The 16486-nt window shown below is 73.4% G+C and carries 13 protein-coding genes; 7 read left to right on the top strand and 6 right to left on the bottom strand.

The features are described from left to right. The first annotated feature begins 11 nt into the window (after nucleotides 1-11). Together ACPOLB_RS09760 and ACPOLB_RS09755 are read left to right on the top strand one after the other, a co-directional pair. Nucleotides 12-581, top strand: a complete 570-nt coding sequence (locus ACPOLB_RS09760; RefSeq protein WP_425261150.1) for a hypothetical protein — start codon at nucleotides 12-14, stop codon at nucleotides 579-581. Beyond that, nucleotides 578-5044 (top strand): hypothetical protein, encoded by a 4467-nt coding sequence (locus tag ACPOLB_RS09755; protein ID WP_425261149.1) that lies wholly within the window; start codon nucleotides 578-580, stop codon nucleotides 5042-5044. The genes ACPOLB_RS09760 and ACPOLB_RS09755 overlap by 4 nt, the downstream gene beginning before the upstream one ends. A 1-nt stretch (nucleotide 5045) precedes the next feature. On the opposite strand, the gene glp is transcribed toward ACPOLB_RS09755, so the two are convergent. Beyond that, the gene (glp, locus tag ACPOLB_RS09750) at nucleotides 5046-6314 is read right to left on the bottom strand and encodes a gephyrin-like molybdotransferase Glp (protein WP_425261148.1); all 1269 of its coding nucleotides are present in this window, start codon (nucleotides 6312-6314) and stop codon (nucleotides 5046-5048) included. A 39-nt stretch (nucleotides 6315-6353) separates the two neighbouring features. Here glp and ACPOLB_RS09745 point away from each other — a divergent pair, with 39 nt between their 5' ends. Then, entirely contained in the window at nucleotides 6354-7847 is a 1494-nt protein-coding gene (locus ACPOLB_RS09745) for an ABC transporter permease (RefSeq protein ID WP_425261147.1), read from the top strand. 219 nt (nucleotides 7848-8066) lie between these two features. Further along, a complete protein-coding gene (locus ACPOLB_RS09740) occupies nucleotides 8067-9869 on the top strand; it encodes a S8 family peptidase (RefSeq protein WP_425261146.1) in 1803 nt (600 codons plus the stop codon). An 18-nt stretch (nucleotides 9870-9887) separates the two neighbouring features. Here ACPOLB_RS09740 and ACPOLB_RS09735 read toward each other — a convergent pair whose 3' ends face one another. Both ACPOLB_RS09735 and ACPOLB_RS09730 read right to left on the bottom strand, forming a co-directional pair. Further along, nucleotides 9888-10916, bottom strand: a complete 1029-nt coding sequence (locus ACPOLB_RS09735; protein WP_425261145.1) for a 2-dehydropantoate 2-reductase — start codon at nucleotides 10914-10916, stop codon at nucleotides 9888-9890. Continuing rightward, nucleotides 10916-11458 carry a DUF962 domain-containing protein gene (locus ACPOLB_RS09730; protein ID WP_425261144.1) on the bottom strand — a complete coding sequence of 181 codons (543 nt, stop codon included), beginning with the start codon at nucleotides 11456-11458 and terminating at the stop codon, nucleotides 10916-10918. The genes ACPOLB_RS09735 and ACPOLB_RS09730 overlap by 1 nt, the downstream gene beginning before the upstream one ends. A gap of 79 nt (nucleotides 11459-11537) precedes the next feature. Between ACPOLB_RS09730 and dcd the strand changes: the two genes are divergently transcribed. The 3 genes from dcd to ypfJ all read left to right on the top strand — a co-directional run bounded on the left by dcd (nucleotide 11538) and on the right by ypfJ (nucleotide 13413). Continuing rightward, the gene (gene dcd / locus ACPOLB_RS09725) at nucleotides 11538-12107 is read left to right on the top strand and encodes a dCTP deaminase (protein WP_425261143.1); all 570 of its coding nucleotides are present in this window, start codon (nucleotides 11538-11540) and stop codon (nucleotides 12105-12107) included. Between the two features lie 103 nt (nucleotides 12108-12210). Further along, on the top strand, nucleotides 12211-12465 hold the full coding sequence (locus tag ACPOLB_RS09720) for a hypothetical protein (RefSeq protein ID WP_425261142.1): 255 nt from the start codon (nucleotides 12211-12213) through the stop codon (nucleotides 12463-12465). A 60-nt stretch (nucleotides 12466-12525) separates the two neighbouring features. Beyond that, nucleotides 12526-13413 carry a KPN_02809 family neutral zinc metallopeptidase gene (ypfJ, locus tag ACPOLB_RS09715; RefSeq protein WP_425261141.1) on the top strand — a complete coding sequence of 296 codons (888 nt, stop codon included), beginning with the start codon at nucleotides 12526-12528 and terminating at the stop codon, nucleotides 13411-13413. A gap of 25 nt (nucleotides 13414-13438) precedes the next feature. Here ypfJ and ACPOLB_RS09710 read toward each other — a convergent pair whose 3' ends face one another. From ACPOLB_RS09710 to ACPOLB_RS09700, 3 genes are all read right to left on the bottom strand, one after another. Then, a complete protein-coding gene (locus ACPOLB_RS09710) occupies nucleotides 13439-14212 on the bottom strand; it encodes a response regulator (RefSeq protein ID WP_425261140.1) in 774 nt (257 codons plus the stop codon). A gap of 41 nt (nucleotides 14213-14253) precedes the next feature. After that, nucleotides 14254-15405, bottom strand: a complete 1152-nt coding sequence (locus ACPOLB_RS09705; RefSeq protein ID WP_425261139.1) for an alpha-hydroxy acid oxidase — start codon at nucleotides 15403-15405, stop codon at nucleotides 14254-14256. A gap of 75 nt (nucleotides 15406-15480) precedes the next feature. After that, entirely contained in the window at nucleotides 15481-16407 is a 927-nt protein-coding gene (locus tag ACPOLB_RS09700) for a LysR substrate-binding domain-containing protein (RefSeq protein ID WP_425261138.1), read from the bottom strand. Nucleotides 16408-16486: the final 79 nt, after the last annotated feature.

Below are 16486 nucleotides of genomic sequence, written 5' to 3'. Positions count from 1 at the left end.
AGGGACCCCGCGTGAACGAAGGTCGACACCAGCGACCGCCATCGCGAACACACGGCCCGCAAGCCGCGGCGTCCGGGCTGGGCGGGGTGCTGCGCGATCGTCCGGGCCGGGCCTTGCTGCTGCTGGCCTGCAGCGTGCTCGCCGCAGGCGCGGCCCTGTACGTCTTCGAGCGCCGCCCCGGCAGCGCGGCGGCGCTGCCGGCCTGGCTGGCGCTGGGCAGCGGGCAGGCCGGCAACGTCTTCAGCGGGAGCTTTCCGAGCCTGGCGCACGCGTTCGCGTTCAGCCTGCTGTCGTGCCTGCTGCTGCCGCGGCGCCTGCCCTGCATGGCCGCCGCCTGCGGGCTGTGGGCCGCCGTGAACGCGGTGTTCGAAGTGCTGCAGTGGCCGCCGCTGGCGCAGCCGGTGGCTGCGGCGCTGCGTGCGGCGGGGGCGCCCGAGTTGCCGGCGGCCTACCTGCTGCACGGGCGCTTCGACCCGATGGACCTGCTGGCCAGCGGCCTCGGCGCCGCGCTGGCCTTCGTCGCCGCCCGCCGGCTGCTGCTGGCGCGCAGCGGCGTTACCTGCCAGGAGCCCACCCCGTGACCGCACCCCTGTTCGCCGTCGGCCTGCGCATCCTGGCGTCGCTGGTCCTGCTGGTCGCCGGCATCGGCACGCTGCTGGGCAGTGGCGGCGGGGGCGGCAGCCCGGTGCAGCTGAGCATCGTCGCGCAGCCGGCCAGCCAGTCGGCCTACGACGGCCAGAGTGCCAGCTTCAGCGTCACGGCCAACAACGCCGGCAGCTACCAGTGGCAGCGCCTGTCCAGCGGCAACTGGACCGACATTGCCGGCGCCACCACGGCCACCTACACCTTCGTGGCCAGCCTGGCCCAGGACGGGGCGCAGTTCCGCGTGGTGGTCTCGGGCAGCGGCAGCACGGCCACCAGCACGGCCGCCACGCTGACCGTGCTGGTGCCCGCGGGCATCGCCACGCAGCCGCAGGACGTGGCCGTGGCCACCGGCGGCGACGTGCTCTTCAGCGTCACCGCGCGCGGTGCGACGCCAGCGTACCGCTGGCAGGGCAGCAGCGACGGCGGCACCAGCTGGGCGGACATCAGCGGCGGCAGCACCGCGACGCTGGCGCTCAGCGACGTGACCCTGGCCGACAACGGCCGGCAGGTGCGTGTCGTCGTCAGCAACGGCGGCGGCAGCGTCACCAGCCGCGCCGCGGTGCTGACCGTGTTCAGCCCCGTGGCCATCGTCGCGCAGCCGGCCAGCCTGGGCGTGGTCGACGGCGCGACGGCGACGTTCGCCGTGACGGCCAGCAACGCCACGCGCTACCAGTGGCAGCAGTTCGTCGGCGGCGCCTGGACCGACATCAGCGGCGCCACGGCGGCCAGCTTCGCCTTTGCCGCCACGCTCGCCAACAACGGACTGCAGCTGCGCGTGCAGGTCGCGGGCGACGGCCCGGGCAACAGCGTCACCAGCAGCGTCGCGACGCTGACCGTGACCACGCCCGTGGTGCCGGTGGCCATCGCCACGCAGCCCGCCGACCTGTCCGTGGCCGCCGGAGCGAACGCGACGTTCAGCGTGGCTGCCACCGGCAGTGCGCCGGTGTACCGCTGGCAGTCCAGCAGCAACGGTGGCGGCAGCTGGGCCGACGTGGCCGGCGGCACTGCGCCCACGCTGGTGCTGCCCGCGGTGACCGCGGGCGACAACGGCCGGCTGCTGCGCGTGCTGGTCTCCAACAGCAGCAACAGCGTCACCAGCCGCAGCGCGGCGCTGACGGTGGTGCAGCCGGTCGCCGTCACCACGCACCCGGCCAGCCAGACCGTCACCGAGGGCCAGACCGCCACCTTCACGGTGACCGCCAGCAACGCCACGGCCTACCAGTGGCAGCGCCTGGTCGGCACGACCTGGACCAACATCTCGGGCGCCACCGCCCGCAGCTACGCCTTCACCGCCAGCCTGTCGCAGAACGGGCAACAGCTGCGCGTGCGGGTGTCCAACAGCGTCAGCGCCCGCAGCAGCAATGCCGCGGTGCTGACGGTGAACGCTGCCGTCGTGCCGGTGGCCATCACCGCGCAGCCGCAGAACGCGTCCGTGATCGAAGGCAGCAGCGCGTCGTTTGCCGTCACCGCCACCGGCACCGCGCCCACGTACCGCTGGCAGACCAGCAGCAACGGCGGCACCACCTGGACCAATGCGGGCGGCAGCGCCGCCACGTTCACGCTGCCGGCGGTGACACTGGCCGACGACGGCAAGCTGGTGCGCGTGGTGGTGGCCAACTCCGCCGGCAGCGTCGACAGCACGGCGGCCACGCTGACGGTGCTGCCCGAGTTCATCGTCGTCAGCGGCGGCGCCGCCTGCGGCCCGGGCGGCTGCGGCAGCGACAGCGGCGACGGCAGCGGCGTGGGCAGCGGCGACGGCGGCTCCGCCTCGGCCGGGCCGGGCCTGTCGGCGATGCGCTTCGTGCGGGCCACGGCCATGAAGCCCGACGGCAAGGTGCTGGGCGCGGCCGACGTGGGCGCCGACTTCCTGGTCTCGCTGTACCCGCGCACCTACACCGGGCCGTTCATCGTCGAGTTCGCCGACAACGGCAGCGGCCGCGGCGAGTACTTCGACGAAGCGCTGCGCCGCTGGGTGCCGCTGGCCGGGCAGAAGCTGCGCGTGATGGTGCCGACGCTGCGCCACCACATCAGCGTCAACCCGATGACCGAGGCCGCCTACCAGCTGGCGCTGCGCACCGCCGGCACGATGGCGGCGCTGACGGCCACCAGCATGCAGGCGGCCAACGACCAGGTGCTGGCGCAGCTGAACGCCAAGCTGCCCGCGGCCTACCAGACCAACGACATCACGAACTTCGTCGTGCCCATCAGCGACGTCTCGGGCAGCGGCACGCTGGGCAACACCTGGGCCGGGCGCTACGGCGCGGTGATGGCGGCGCTGCCGATCGCCGGCAGCCTGTTCGACTCCAGCCTGCCGGCGCCGGCCCTGGCGTTCACGCGGCAGCTGGCCGAGGACCTGCGCGACGACAGCCTCTTCAACGCCTCGCCCGCGATCACCGGCGCGGCCTACGACTCGGCGGTGGCCGCGCAGCTCAGTGCCGGCCTGTGCACGGCGATCTCGGTCTGGGGATCGCCGGCGCTGCCGTCGCAGCTGGGCGCGACGGCCACCACGGCGCGCCCCGGCCAGCTCACGCTGCTGGCCGGCAGCCTGGGCGGCGCGGGCAACTGCGACGGCTGGGGCAGCAACGCGCGCTTCGACAACCCCTGGCGCGTGGCGGTGGACGGCGCGGGCTTCGTCTACGTGGCCGACCTGTTCAACAAGACGGTGCGCAAGATCTCGCCGGCCGGCGCGGTGCAGACGCTCGCCGGCTCGCCGGGCAAGTCGGGCACCGCCGACGGCACCGGGCTGGCGGCGCGCTTCACGTCGCCGCGCAGCATCGCCGTCACCAGCGGCGGCACGGTCTACGTCGGCGACGGCAGCGCCCTCCGGCGCATCACGCCGGAGGGCGTGGTGACCACGGTGGCCGGCAGCGTGACCGAGATCGGCTATGTCGACGGTCCCGGCAGCGTGGCGCGTTTCGGCATCCCGGAAGATCTGGCGGTGGACGCTGACGGCACGGTCTACATCGTCGACAGCCTGGTCAGCGGCTTTGGCGGGGCGGTGCGCAAGATGACGCCTGCCGGTGAGGTCAGCACCTTCACGAACGACTGCGGCGCGTTTCCGCTGAACGTGCCGGCCGGCGTCGCGGTCGACGGTGACCGCAACGTCTACGTCGCCAACACCGGCAGCAACGAACTCTGCAAGCTCACGTCCTCGGGGGCTGGTGCGGTGCTCGTCTCCAGCGGCGACGGCCTGCAGGAGCCGCGCGGGCTGGCGGTGGACAGCAGCGGCAACGTCTACGTGGCCGACGCCTTCAACGAGGTGGTGCGCAAGGTCAGCCAGAGCGGCGGCGTCTCGATGACGACGCTGGCCGGGGGGCTGGTGCAGCGCGGCTACGTCGACGGCGCGGGCAGTGCGGCGCGCTTCCGCCGGCCCAACGGCGTGGCGGTGGACGGCAGCGGCAACGTCTACGTGGCCGACGAGGAGAACCACGCCATCCGCAAGATCACGCCGGGCGGCGTCGTCAGCACGCTGGCCGGCCTGGGCCCCGACTTCGGCCACGTCGACGCCACGGGCGCCGCGGCGCGCTTCTTCGGGCCGGCCGCCAGCGTGGCCGATGCCGCGGGCAACGTCTACGTGCTCGACGCCTACAACTTCGTGGTGCGCAAGATCACGCCGGCCGGCGTGGTGACGACGCTGGCCGGCGCGGTGGGCCAGCGCGGCAATGTCGACGGCACCGGCACGGCGGCGCGCTTCGAGTTCGACGGCCCCGGCGACGACACGCGCGCCGACCGCAACCCGCTGGGCATGGCCATCGACGCAGGCGGCAACCTGTACGTCACCGACCGCGGTAACGACAGCATCCGCATGATCACGCCCGGAGGGCAGGTGATCACGGTGGCCGCGGCGGTGGGCTTCCCGCGCAGCGTGGTGGTCGACGGCAGCGGCACGCTGTTCGTCTCGACCTTCAGCGGGATCCTGCGCGTGCCCAACGGCGGCGGCAGCAGCCTGTTTGCCGCCGTGCCCGCAGGCGGCCTGGCGATCGACGCCGCAGGCACGCTGTACGCGGCCGACACCTTCGGCTACGTGGTGCGCAGCATCAGCGCCTCGGGCGCGGTGTCGGTGCTGGCCGGCACGCCGGGCCTGTCGGGCACGGCCGACGGCATCGGTGCCGCGGCGCGGTTCAGCGCGCCCATCGGCGTGGCGGTGGACACGGCAGGCAACGTCTACGTCGCCGAGGTCGGCGGGCACAACGTGTACGCCAGCCCCGACGCGCGCGTGGTGCGCAGGATCGCGCCGGGCGGTGTCGTCACCACCGTGGCCGGCAAGGCCGGCAGCTCGGGCAACATCCTCGGCGCGCTGCCGGCGTCGCTGGGCCGGGTCAGTTCGGTGGCCGTCGCCGGCCCGGGCCAGATCGTCATCACCGCCGACGACGGTGTGCTGCTGGCGACCTTCCCGTGACCTACACCAGCCCGTCGAACAACCACACGTCGACGGGCTCGCCGGCCGCGACCGAGCCCTGGTCGTGGCCCAGCACCACCAGCGCGTTGGCCTCGCTCATGCTGCGCAGGATGCCGGCGCCCTGCGCGCCGGTGATGGCCACCTGCCAGCCGCCGCCGGGCGCCGGGCTCACGCGGCCGCGCTGGAACTCGGTGCGGCCCGGGCGCTTGCGCAGGGCTGCCGTGCTGCGCGCCTGCAGCACCGGCAGCGGCTCGGGCGTGGCGCCGGCCAACTGCAGCAGGCCGTCGCGCGCGAAGACGTAGTAGGCCACCAGCGCCGCCACCGGGTTGCCCGGCAGCGCGAACAGCCAGCTGCTGCGCCCGGCCGCGTGCAGCGGCCCGAAGGCAAACGGCCGGCCCGGGCGCATCGCCACCTTCCAGAACGCGACCTCGCCCATGCGCGCCAGCAGCGCGCGCGTGTGGTCGGCCTCGCCGACGCTGACGCCGCCGCTGGTCAGCACCACGTCGGCCTGCGTGACGGCTGATTCCAGCGTGGCCTGCAGCGCGGCCGGGTCGTCGCGCACCAGGCCGAGGTCGATGATCTCGACGCCCAGGCGCTGCAGCGCGGCCATCAGGCTCGCGCGGTTGCTGTCGTAGATGCAGCCGGCGTCCAGCGGCGCGCCGGGCGCGCGCAGCTCGTCGCCGGTGCTGAACAGCGCCACGCGCAGCCGGCGGCGCACCGTGACGCTGGCGATGCCCAGCGACGCCACCAGGCCCAGGTCGGCCGGCCGCAGCACACGCCCGGCGCGCAGCGCGGGCTGGCCCACGGCCAGGTCCTCGCCCCGTTTGCGGCGGTTCTCGCCGGCGCGCAGCACGCCCGGCTGCACCGTGATGCGGTTGCCTGTGGCCTGGCTCAGTTCCTGTGGCACCACGGTGTCGCAGCCGGCGGGCATCACCGCGCCGGTCATGATGCGCAGGCATTGGCCCGCCGCCACCGTGCCGGCCCAGGGCGCGCCGGCATAGGCGGTGCCGATGCAGTCGAACACCGCCGGCGCGTTGGCCTGCAGCGCGGCGCCGTCGAAGGCATAACCGTCCATCGCCGAGTTGTCGTGGGCGGGCACCGCGATCGGTGAAGCCAGGTCCGCGGCCAGCACGCGGCCCAGCGCCTGCATCAACGGTATCGTCTCGACCTCCTGCACCGGGCGCAAGGCCGCGGCAATCGCCGCACGCGCTGCATCCACGCTGAGATTGAGGTCGCCCGCCACGAGCGGGGAAGGTCCGAGTTCCGACATGATGGTTTCGACGTTGCGCCGCTGCGCATTCTGCCCGGCATGAACACCCTGCACGACAGTCTGGTGCTGGCCTGGCAGCTCATCGCCGGGCTCGACGCCGCGCTGCTGCGCATCGTGGCGCTGTCGCTGCAGGTCAGCGGCACGGCCTGCCTGATCGGCGCGGTGTTCGGCCTGTGGCTGGGCGCGTGGCTGGCGGTGGCGCGCTTTCGCGGCCACGGGCTGCTGGTGTGGGCGGTGAACACGCTGCTGGCGCTGCCGCCGGTGGTGGTGGGGTTGCTGGTGTACCTGCTGCTCTCGCGCACCGGGCCGCTGGGCGAACTGGGCATCCTGTTCACGCCGTCGGCGATGGTGGTGGCGCAGAGCGTGCTGGTGGTGCCGCTGATCGCCGCGCTGTCGCTGCGGCTGGTGCGCAGCGCGCTGCTGGACGGCGGCGAGCAGCTGCGCTCGCTGGGCGCCGGGCCGGTGCAGAGCGCGCTGCTGATGCTGCTGCACGAACGCCTGGGTGTGCTGACGGTGCTGCTCACGGCCTTCGGCCGCGCCGTGGCCGAGGTGGGCGCGGTGATGATCGTCGGCGGCAACATCGACGGCGTCACGCGCGTGATGACGACGGCCATCGCGCTGGAGACGAGCAAGGGCGACCTGCCGCTGGCGCTGGCGCTGGGCATCGTGCTGCTGGCGGTGGTGGGCGTGGTCAACGGCCTGATCGGCCTGGTGCAGGTGCGCGGGCGGCGCATCCACGACGCGCCGGTGGCAGCGTCCGCCGTGACCAAGGCGCCGCCGCCGGCAGCGGCACCGCGCCGCGTGCCCACCGGCGAGGTGCTGGTGGTGTTGCATGAGGCCAGCGTCGACTTCGACGGCGTGCAGGCGCTGCGCCAGGCCAGCTTCACGCTGCACCGCGGCGAATGCGTGGCGCTGGTGGGCGCCAACGGCTCGGGCAAGACGACGCTGCTGCGGCTGCTGCACGGGCTGGTGGACGCGCAGGCCCCGGACAGCGGCCGCGTCGAGCGCCACGCCTTGCAGCGCGAGGGGCGCCTGCCCGTGCTGGCCATGCTGTTCCAGCGGCCCTTCCTGCTGAGCCTGTCGGTGCGGCGCAACCTGCTGCTGGGCCTGTGGCTGCGCGGCGTGCCGCCGGCCGAGCGCCCGGCACGCGTGGCCGATGCGCTGCGCCGGGTCGGCCTGGACGCCTTGGCCGAGCGGCCGGCGCGTGCGCTGTCGGGCGGGCAGCAGCAGCGGCTCGCGCTGGCCCGCGCGTGGGCGCTGCAGCCCGACGTGCTGCTGCTCGACGAGCCCACCGCCAGCCTGGACCCCAGCGCCAAGCGCGAGATCGAGGCGCTGGTCGAGGAGATCAGCGCCGCCGGCGTGACCGTGGTGCTCAGCACGCACAACCTGGGACAGGTCAAGCGCCTGGCCACGCGCGTGGTCTACCTGGAGCACGGGCGCATCGTCGTCGACCTGCCGACCGCACGCTTCTTCTCCGACCAGCTGCCGCCCGAGGCCGACCAGTTCCTGCGCGGCGAACTGCCCTGGGCCTGAGCAGTGCGCAGCGCGGTTGCACTTGCAGCGCGCTTGTTTCACTCCTGAAGCTTCGTTGGTGCAACCCCCTTGTTGTGTCCGCGCCGGCAAAGGCACAACATCGGCCCCGCGTTGCCTGCGCCGCTCACTCTTGGTGTTCGGCAACGAGCGGGCCGGCAGGTGCGGGACGATCCCCGCCCCGACCGGCCTTCATCGTTTGGAGGGGTTTGGAGGTCTTTGATGTTTGGTGCTTTCTTGCGGGCGCGTGCGCTCGCCCCCATCGCCGCGGCCGTCGCCGCGCTCTGCGCCACCACTGCGGCCACGGCCGGCGGTGCGGGCCCCACGACACAGACCACGGAGCAGGCCACGACGCTGCGGTCCGAGACGACCGACCAGCTGATCATCAAGTACCGCAAGGGGTCGGCGGCCGCGGCGCGCGCCGACCTGCAGACCATGGCCGAGGCGCATGCAGTGATGAACCGCTCGGGCGTGCAGATGCGCCAGCTGCGCCGCAATGCCTTCGACGCCCACGTGATGAAGCTCGATCGCCGGCTCAGCGTCGAGCGGCTCGAACTGCTGGCGCGGCTGGTGGCCGCGACCGACCCCGACGTCGAGTTCGCCGAGCCCGACCGGCTGATGCAGGTGCAGCTGACGCCCAACGACAGCAGCTACACCAGCCAGTGGCACTACTTCGAGGCCACCGGCGGCCTGAATGCCCCGACCGCCTGGGACCAGAGCACCGGCAGCGGCGTGGTCGTGGCCGTCATCGACACCGGCTACCGGCCGCACGTGGACCTGGCCGCCAACATCGTCGGCGGCTACGACATGATCATCGACACCGACGTCGCCAACGACGGCAACGGCCGCGACAGCAGCGCGCTCGACCCCGGCGACTGGGTCACCACCAACGAGTGCGGCAGCAACGCGGCGCAGAACAGTTCCTGGCACGGCACGCACGTGGCCGGCACGATCGCGGCGCTCACCAACAACGGCGCGGGGGTGGCCGGTGTGGCCTTCGGCGCCAAGGTGCTGCCGATCCGCGCCCTGGGCAAGTGCGGCGGCTACACCAGCGACATCGCCGACGGCATCACCTGGGCCTCGGGCGGCACGGTCAGCGGCCTGCCGGCCAACCCGAACCCGGCGCGCGTGATCAACATGTCGCTCGGCGGCGGTGGCAGCTGCGACAGCACGACGCAGGCGGCCATCAACGGCGCGCGCGGCCGCGGCACGGTGGTGGTGGTGGCGGCGGGCAACAGCAACGCCAACGCTGCGAACTTCTCGCCGGCCAGCTGCTCGGGCGTGATCACGGTGGCGTCCACGAACCGCAGCGGCGGCCGCGCCTACTACTCGAACTACGGCAGCGTGGTCGACGTGGCCGCCCCGGGCGGCGACGTGCGCTCGGCCAGCACCAACGGCGTGCTGTCGACGCTGAACAGCGGCACCACCGGCCCCGGCAGCGACACCTACGCCTGGTACCAGGGCACCTCGATGGCCGCGCCGCACGTGGCGGCCGCCGCGGCGCTGATGCTGGCGAAGAACCCGGCACTCACCCCCGACCAGGTGGAAAGCCTGCTGAAGAGCACGGCGCGCGCCTTCCCGGCCACCTGCTCGCAGTGCGGCACCGGCATCGTCAACGCCGCGGCAGCGGTGACGGCAGCCGCGGGGGGCGGCGGTGGCGGGGGCGGCGGCACCACCGTCGCCGAGAGCGAGAGCAACAACACCCTGGGCACCGCCGACGTCGTCAGCGCCAACCCGGCCACCGTGACCGGCACGCTGGCCAGCAGCAGCGACACCGACTACTTCCGCGTCACGCTGGGCGCCGGCAAGACGCTGACGGCCCGCCTGACGCCGCCGGCCACGGCCGACTACGACCTGTACCTCTACAACAGCAGCGGCACGCAGATCGCGAGCAGCGTGCTGGGCACGGGCGCGGTCGACACGGCGACCTACCGCAACGCCGGCACGGGCTCGATCACCGTGTACGCGCGGGTGCGCTACTACAGCGGCGGCGCCGGCAGCTACACGCTGGGGCTGTCGCAATAGGGCGCACGGCGGCGCACCTCACAGGCCCAGGGCAGCGCGCAGCGCGCGCCCGCCCTGCGGCCGCGGGGTGCCCTCCACCAGCGCGGCGATGCGCGCATTCAGGGGCGCATCGCCGCCGTGCGCACGCGCCAGGCGCACGACTTCGCCGCACAGGGCGTCGACCTCGGTGCGGCGACCCAGCGCCAGGTCGTCGGCCATGCTCGAGCGCGCGTTGGCGTCGATGCGCAGCATGCGCGCGGCCAGGCGCTCGAAGATCCAGTCCGGCAGCTCCAGCAGCATGGGCAGCCGCTGCGGCGGCACCGCGCCCACCTGCGCCGGCGTGATGCCGGCCCGGCGCAGCACCGCCAGCGCCTCGCGCTGCAGCGCCGCCAGCACGCGGCGGCAGTCGCGGTCGCGCAGCTGCGCGCGCAGCGGCAGGCCCGACAGCGCGTTCACCGGGTTGTTCAGGTTCAGCAGCAGCTTGCCCCACTGCAGCGGGCGCAGGTCGGCGTGCAGCTGCAGCGGCAGACCGGCGGCGGCGAACAGCGGCAGCCAGGGCCGCAGCGCGGGGTGGTCCTGCGCCGCCAGCACGCCCGCGCTGCCGCGGTGGAAGTGGCCGGGCGCCAGCTCGGCGATGTTGAACGGCACCATGCCCGGCAGCACCGTGCGGCCGGGCAGGGCGGCGGCGGCTTCGGCCGCGTTGCCGATGCCGTTCTGCAGCGACAGCACCAGACCGCCGGGCGCCAGCCCCGCGGCCAGCGCCTGTGCGGCCTCGGCCGTGGCGCCGCTCTTCACGCACAGCAGCACCAGTGCCGCATCGGCCGGCCCAGACGGCCCAGACGGCAGCGGCGGCGGTGCGGTGTGCAGGTGCAGCGTGCCGGCAGGCAGTTGCTGGCGGCGGCCGTCCAGGTCGGTGAGCGTCAGGCCGTGCGTGCGCAGGGCGTCCAGCACACGCGGGCGGCCGACCAGGTGCACGTCGGCCCCGGCCGCCTGCAGCCAGCCGCCGACATGGCAGCCCACGGCGCCGGCGCCCATCACGAGCACCGGGCCCGGGGCGGATGGCGGCATCAGGTGGCCGGGTGCGCGAGATCGCGGATCAGGGTCGGCCCGACACGCTCCTCGATGCGCGCGATCAGCGGCTTGAAGGCGCCGCCCAGCGCCGCCAGCTCCATCACGACGAACATCGGCCCCACCAGCAGGCCCACCAGGTCGTCGGCGAAGGCCGGCTTGCGGCCTTCGTAGTAGTGGCCGGCGAACTGGATGATCCAGCCGACGACGAAGAAGCCCACGCCCCAGGCGAGCCAGGCCACCGTGCCCTGCGCCGCCGGCGGGTGCGCCAGCGCGATCAGCACGCCGAGCACGACCGTCGTCGCCAGCCCCAGCGCCAGTTCGCCGCGCGTCAGGTACCAGGCCGCCACCAGCGCGAAGACGAGCCAGGCCGCCGTGATCTGCCCGCCGCCCAGTGGCAGCACCAGCCGCGCCAGCAGCACGCCCACCGCGAAGACGATCATCGGCACGCCGATGAAGTGGGTCACGATGTTGCGGCGGTCGCGGTGGTAGGCGGCGTACTGCGCCAGCAGGTCGAAGGCGGGGCGGAACGGTGTGGCCATGGTGTGCAGTCTCCTTCGCCTCGAATGGTACGACCGGCGCCCGCGCCCGCGCACCGGGGAATCCGCCAGAATCGGGGCCATGAGCATCAAGAGCGACAAGTGGATCCGCCGCATGGCCGAGCAGACCGGCATGATCGAGCCGTTCGAGCCCGGCCAGGTGCGCCGGGCCGCCGACGGCAGCAAGATCGTCAGCTACGGCACCAGCAGCTACGGCTACGACATCCGCTGCGCTCCGGAGTTCAAGGTCTTCACGAACATCCACAGCACCGTGGTGGACCCGAAGAACTTCGACGAGAAGAGCTTCGTCGACATCAATGCCGACGTCTGCATCATCCCGCCCAACAGCTTCGCGCTGGCGCGCACGGTCGAGTACTTCCGCATCCCGCGCAACGTGCTGACGATCTGCCTGGGCAAGAGCACCTACGCCCGCTGCGGCATCATCGTCAACGTGACGCCCTTCGAGCCCGAATGGGAAGGCTACGTGACGCTGGAGTTCAGCAACACCACGCCGCTGCCGGCCAAGATCTACGCCGGCGAGGGCTGCGCCCAGGTGCTGTTCTTCGAGAGCGACGAGGTCTGCGAGACCAGCTACAAGGACCGCGGCGGCAAGTACCAGGGCCAGCGCGGCGTGACGCTGCCCAAGACCTGAACTGGGCGGCTGCGGCCGCGTTGTTCCGGGCATCGCCGGCGCGCGCAGCCGGCACCATCTGCATCCAGACCGGCGGCCGTTTCGCCGGCTCTGGAGACCCCCCATGCTGCGCGCCGACGACTCCCTCCGCTTCGCCCCGGTGCTGCCCCTGCCGATCCTGCAGATGGCCCGCTTCCGGCGTCAGATGCAGCACCAGGGCCACGAGGTCGACCTGGCCCGCATGTGCATCGACCGTGCCTACGCCTGCGAGTGCCTGGCGCTGGCCCATGCCAGCAGCGACGAACGCCTGCGCCAGGAGGCGCTGGCGCTGTTCGCCGCTTACGACCGCAACGGCACCGTCGCCGCGACGGTCCACTAGGCCCCGCCGCGCGCCGCCCGGCGCACAATGCCCCGACGGGACAACCGCCGGGAGCGCCGTGTGAAATGGGAAGGTGAACGCCAGAGCGACAACGTCGAGGACCGCCGTGGCAGTGGCGGCGGCGGTGGACGTCTGCCGGGCCTGGGCGGCCGCGGGCGCGGCATCGGACTGGGCACCATCGCCATCGCGCTGGTGGCGGGCTGGATCTTCGGCATCAATCCGCTCACCGTGCTGGGCCTGCTGGGCGGTGGCGACGCCGGCCTGCCGGCGCAGCAGCAGGCCCCGGCGCAGCGTCCGCCGGCCGAAGACCGCGCCGCCGCGTTCGCCTCCACCGTGCTGGCCGACACCGAAGACGTGTGGAGCGCCATCTTCCGGGCCAGCGGCGGCACCTACCAGATGCCGCGCCTGGTGCTGTTCCGCGGCACCACGCCCACGGCCTGCGGCAGCGGCGAGTCGGCGATGGGCCCGTTCTACTGTCCGGGCGACAGCAAGGTCTACATCGACCTGGGCTTCTTCGACACGCTGCACCAGCGGCTGGGCGCGCCGGGCGACTTCGCGCAGGCCTACGTCATCGCGCACGAGGTCGGCCACCACGTGCAGAACCTGATCGGCGTGTCGCAGAAGGTCGACGCGATGCGCGGCAAGGTGAGCACGGCACAGATGAACGCCCTGTCGGTGCGCGTCGAGCTGCAGGCCGACTGCTTCTCGGGCGTGTGGGCCCACCATTCGCAGAAGGGCAAGGGCTGGCTCGAGCAGGGCGACATCGAGGAAGCCATGCACGCCGCGGCCCAGATCGGCGACGACACGCTGCAGCGCAACGCCAGCGGCACCGTGCGCCCCGAGAGCTTCACGCACGGCACCAGCGCGCAGCGCAGGCAGTGGTTCCAGCGCGGCCTGCAGACCGGCAGCGTGAAGGACTGCAACACGTTCGACGCGCGCACGCTGTAGCGCGCGCGGGCCGCGGGCGCCCCGTTCAGCCGCGCCTGGCGTCGCTGGGCAGCGCCACGCCGCGGGCGTCGAGCACGCGGGCCACGGCACCGCGCGTGAGCGGCTTGGACAGCATCTCGTCGAAGCCGGCCAGCCCGGCGCGCACCCGTTCGACCGGCCGCAGCGGCGCCGAGGTCAGCACCAGCAGACTGCCGGCCTGCTTGGCCAGGCGGCAGACGTCGATGCCGGCGCCACCGTCGGATTCGTCGAGCGCCACGTCGAAGAAGCAGGCGACGAAGGGCCGTTCGGCCAGCAGTTCGGCCGCGCGCAGCGGGTCGGTCACGGCATGTACACCGAAGCCGAACAGCACCAGCAGGTCGCGCAGCCGGGCACGGGCCGCGTTGTCGGCGTCCAGCACCAGGACCTCGGGCACGGTGTCGGGCGCCGTGGCGGCGACGACCCGGTTGCGTGCGCGCCGCACCGCGGCCCGCTTCGCGGCCCGGCGCTCGGCGGCCTCGATGAGCTGCTGCGGCTCGACGTCGGAGACGATCAGGCCTTCCAGCGGCGGCGGAGGCGGCGGGGGCGGCGGCGCCGGCCGGGCCCGCACGACAGGCGGGATGGACGCCGGCGGCGGCACCACGTCGCGCAGCGTGATGGGTTCGCGCGGCGGGCGCGGCGGGCGCTCGGGGGCAGGGGCCGCGGGCTGCGCCAGGTCGTCGAGCCACAGCGCGCTGCGCGGCAGCGTGGCGCCGCAAGCCGCACAGCGCGTGGCGTCGGCTTGGTTCGGGAAGCGGCAGGCAGGGCACGCAGGCAGCAGCATGGCGTCTGCATTCTGGCGGGAATGTGCCCCGCCGTGCCGGTTCAGGTGGGGAAAGTTCCGGGCAGCAGGATGCTGCTGTCGACCTGGCCGATCTGCGTGCGGCCGCAGAAGGCCATCGTCAGGTCGAGCTCCTTGTGGATGATCTGCAGCGCCTTGGTGACGCCGGCCTCGCCCATCGCGCCCAGCCCGTACAGCATCGCGCGGCCGATGTAGGTGCCGCGCGCGCCCAGCGCCACGGCCTTCAGCACGTCCTGGCCCGAGCGCACGCCGCCGTCCATGTGGACCTCGATCGCACGGCCCACGGCGTCGACGATGGCCGGCAGCGCCTCGATGCTGCTCTGCGCGCCGTCGAGCTGGCGGCCGCCGTGGTTGCTGACGATCAGCGCGTCGGCGCCCGAGTCGCGCGCCAGCTTCGCGTCGTCCACGTCCTGGATGCCCTTCAGGATCAGCTTGCCGCCCCAGCGCTTCTTGATCCACTCCACGTCGCCCCAGTTCAGGGCCGGGTCGAACTGCTTGGCCGTCCACTCCGACAGGCTGCCCATGTCGCCGACGCCGCTGACGTGGCCGACGATGTTGCCGAACTGGCGACGCGGCGTGCCCAGCATGCCCAGGCACCAGCGTGGCTTGGTGGCCATGTTGATCAGGTTCGGCAGTGTCAGCTTGGGCGGCGCCGACAGGCCGTTCTTCAGGTCCTTGTGGCGCTGGCCCAGGATCTGCAGGTCCAGGGTCAGCACCAGCGCGCCGCATTTCGCGGCCTTGGCGCGGTCGATCAGGCGTTCGATGAAGCCGCGGTCCTTCATCACGTAGAGCTGGAACCAGAACGGCGCCTTGGTGTGCGCGGCGATGTCCTCGATCGAGCAGATGCTCATCGTCGACAGCGTGAACGGGATGCCGAACTTCTCGGCCGCCTTCGCCGCCAGGATCTCGCCGTCGGCGTGCTGCATGCCCGTCAGCCCGGTGGGCGCGATCGCCACCGGCATCTGCACCGGCACGCCGACCATCGTGGTGGCGGTGCTGCGGCCTTCCATGTTGACGGCCACGCGCTGGCGCAGCCTGATCTTCTGGAAGTCGCTCTCGTTGGCGCGGTAGGTGCTTTCCGTCCACGAGCCGGAGTCGGCGTAGTCGTAGAACATGCGCGGCACGCGGCGCTGGGCCAGCACGCGCAGGTCTTCGATGGTGGTGATGACGCTCATGTTGTTGTCTCCGGGCTTGGTGTGCAGCAGGCCGCGATGCTACCCAGCGCCCGGCGGCGCCCGCCGGAAGAAAATTCAGGCCGCGCCGGAAAACCGCTCCAGCGCCGCCGCGGCCTCGTGCTGCACCTGCACGCAGGTGGCGGCCAGCCAGTCGGCAAAGGCCGTGGCGGCCTCGCCGCTGCACGGCGCCACGAAGTACTGCGCCGCCGGCGTGGCCTGCACGCCGAACAGCGGCACCAGCGCACCCGCGCGCAGCCAGGGCAGCGCCAGGCTGGGCCGGGCCAGCGCCACGCCCTGGCCGGCGGCCGCGGCTTCCAGCGTCAGCCCCAGGTCGACCAGCCGGGTGCCGCTGCCGGGCTCGGGCCAGTCCAGGCCGGCGGCGCGGAACCACGGCGTCCAGGGCTCGATGGGCGTGCGCAGCAGCGGCGCGTGGCGCAGGTCGGCCGGTGTGCGCAACGGCGGCAGCCGCGCCAGCAGCGCGGGGGCCGCCACCGGCCGCACGCGTTCGAGCAGCAGCGCCTTGCCGTCGCGGCCGCCGCGCGCGTCGCCGTGGCGCACCTCGACGTCGGTGTCGGCCGGCTGCAGCGCCAGGAACGGGATCGACAGCACGATCTCCAGCTCGATCTCGGGGTGCGCGTCGGTGAAACCCTGCAGCCGAGGCACCAGCACCTGCCGCGCGAAGGTCGGCGGCGCGGTCACGCGCAGCCGCTGCACCTGCTGCGCGGCGCGGCGGTGCTGCGGCATCGCCGCCAGCAGGTCGAGGGCGTCGCGCACCTGCTGCAGGTACTCGCGCCCGGCGGCGGTCAGCTGCAGCGCCTTGCCGCTGCGCGTGAACAGCGGCGCGCCGATCAGCGCTTCCACCGCCGCCACGCGCTTGCTGACGGCGCTGGCCGTGACGGCCAGTTCGTCGGCGGCACGCTCGAAGGTGGACAGCCGCGCCGCCGCCTCGAAGGCGCGCAGGCCGTCGATGGACGGGAATCGCAGGTCGCCGAGGCTCGCCATGGAGGCCGAGTCTATGCCGCGGGGCGGCGTGAAAATGTCATGGCGCGGCAGTGGCCGACCCGGTCGAATGCGGGCGCAC

The organism is Rubrivivax soli, from assembly GCF_049810355.1.
Taxonomy (GTDB): domain Bacteria; phylum Pseudomonadota; class Gammaproteobacteria; order Burkholderiales; family Burkholderiaceae_C; genus Rubrivivax.
Note: the sequence above shows the minus strand (reverse complement) of the source record. Positions and strands in the feature narration are given on the sequence as shown.

What these genes read in the sequence shown, in the direction of transcription:
- glp (WP_425261148.1), bottom strand. Translation starts at nt 6,314, where the DNA reads ATGTCGGAACTCGGACCTTCCCCGCTCGTGGCGGGCGACCTCAATCTC.
- ACPOLB_RS09745 (WP_425261147.1), top strand. Translation starts at nt 6,354, where the DNA reads ATGAACACCCTGCACGACAGTCTGGTGCTGGCCTGGCAGCTCATCGCC.
- ACPOLB_RS09740 (WP_425261146.1), top strand. Translation starts at nt 8,067, where the DNA reads ATGTTTGGTGCTTTCTTGCGGGCGCGTGCGCTCGCCCCCATCGCCGCG.
- ACPOLB_RS09735 (WP_425261145.1), bottom strand. Translation starts at nt 10,916, where the DNA reads ATGCCGCCATCCGCCCCGGGCCCGGTGCTCGTGATGGGCGCCGGCGCC.
- ACPOLB_RS09730 (WP_425261144.1), bottom strand. Translation starts at nt 11,458, where the DNA reads ATGGCCACACCGTTCCGCCCCGCCTTCGACCTGCTGGCGCAGTACGCC.
- dcd (WP_425261143.1), top strand. Translation starts at nt 11,538, where the DNA reads ATGAGCATCAAGAGCGACAAGTGGATCCGCCGCATGGCCGAGCAGACC.
- ACPOLB_RS09720 (WP_425261142.1), top strand. Translation starts at nt 12,211, where the DNA reads ATGCTGCGCGCCGACGACTCCCTCCGCTTCGCCCCGGTGCTGCCCCTG.
- ACPOLB_RS09710 (WP_425261140.1), bottom strand. Translation starts at nt 14,212, where the DNA reads ATGCTGCTGCCTGCGTGCCCTGCCTGCCGCTTCCCGAACCAAGCCGAC.
- ACPOLB_RS09705 (WP_425261139.1), bottom strand. Translation starts at nt 15,405, where the DNA reads ATGAGCGTCATCACCACCATCGAAGACCTGCGCGTGCTGGCCCAGCGC.
- ACPOLB_RS09700 (WP_425261138.1), bottom strand. Translation starts at nt 16,407, where the DNA reads ATGGCGAGCCTCGGCGACCTGCGATTCCCGTCCATCGACGGCCTGCGC.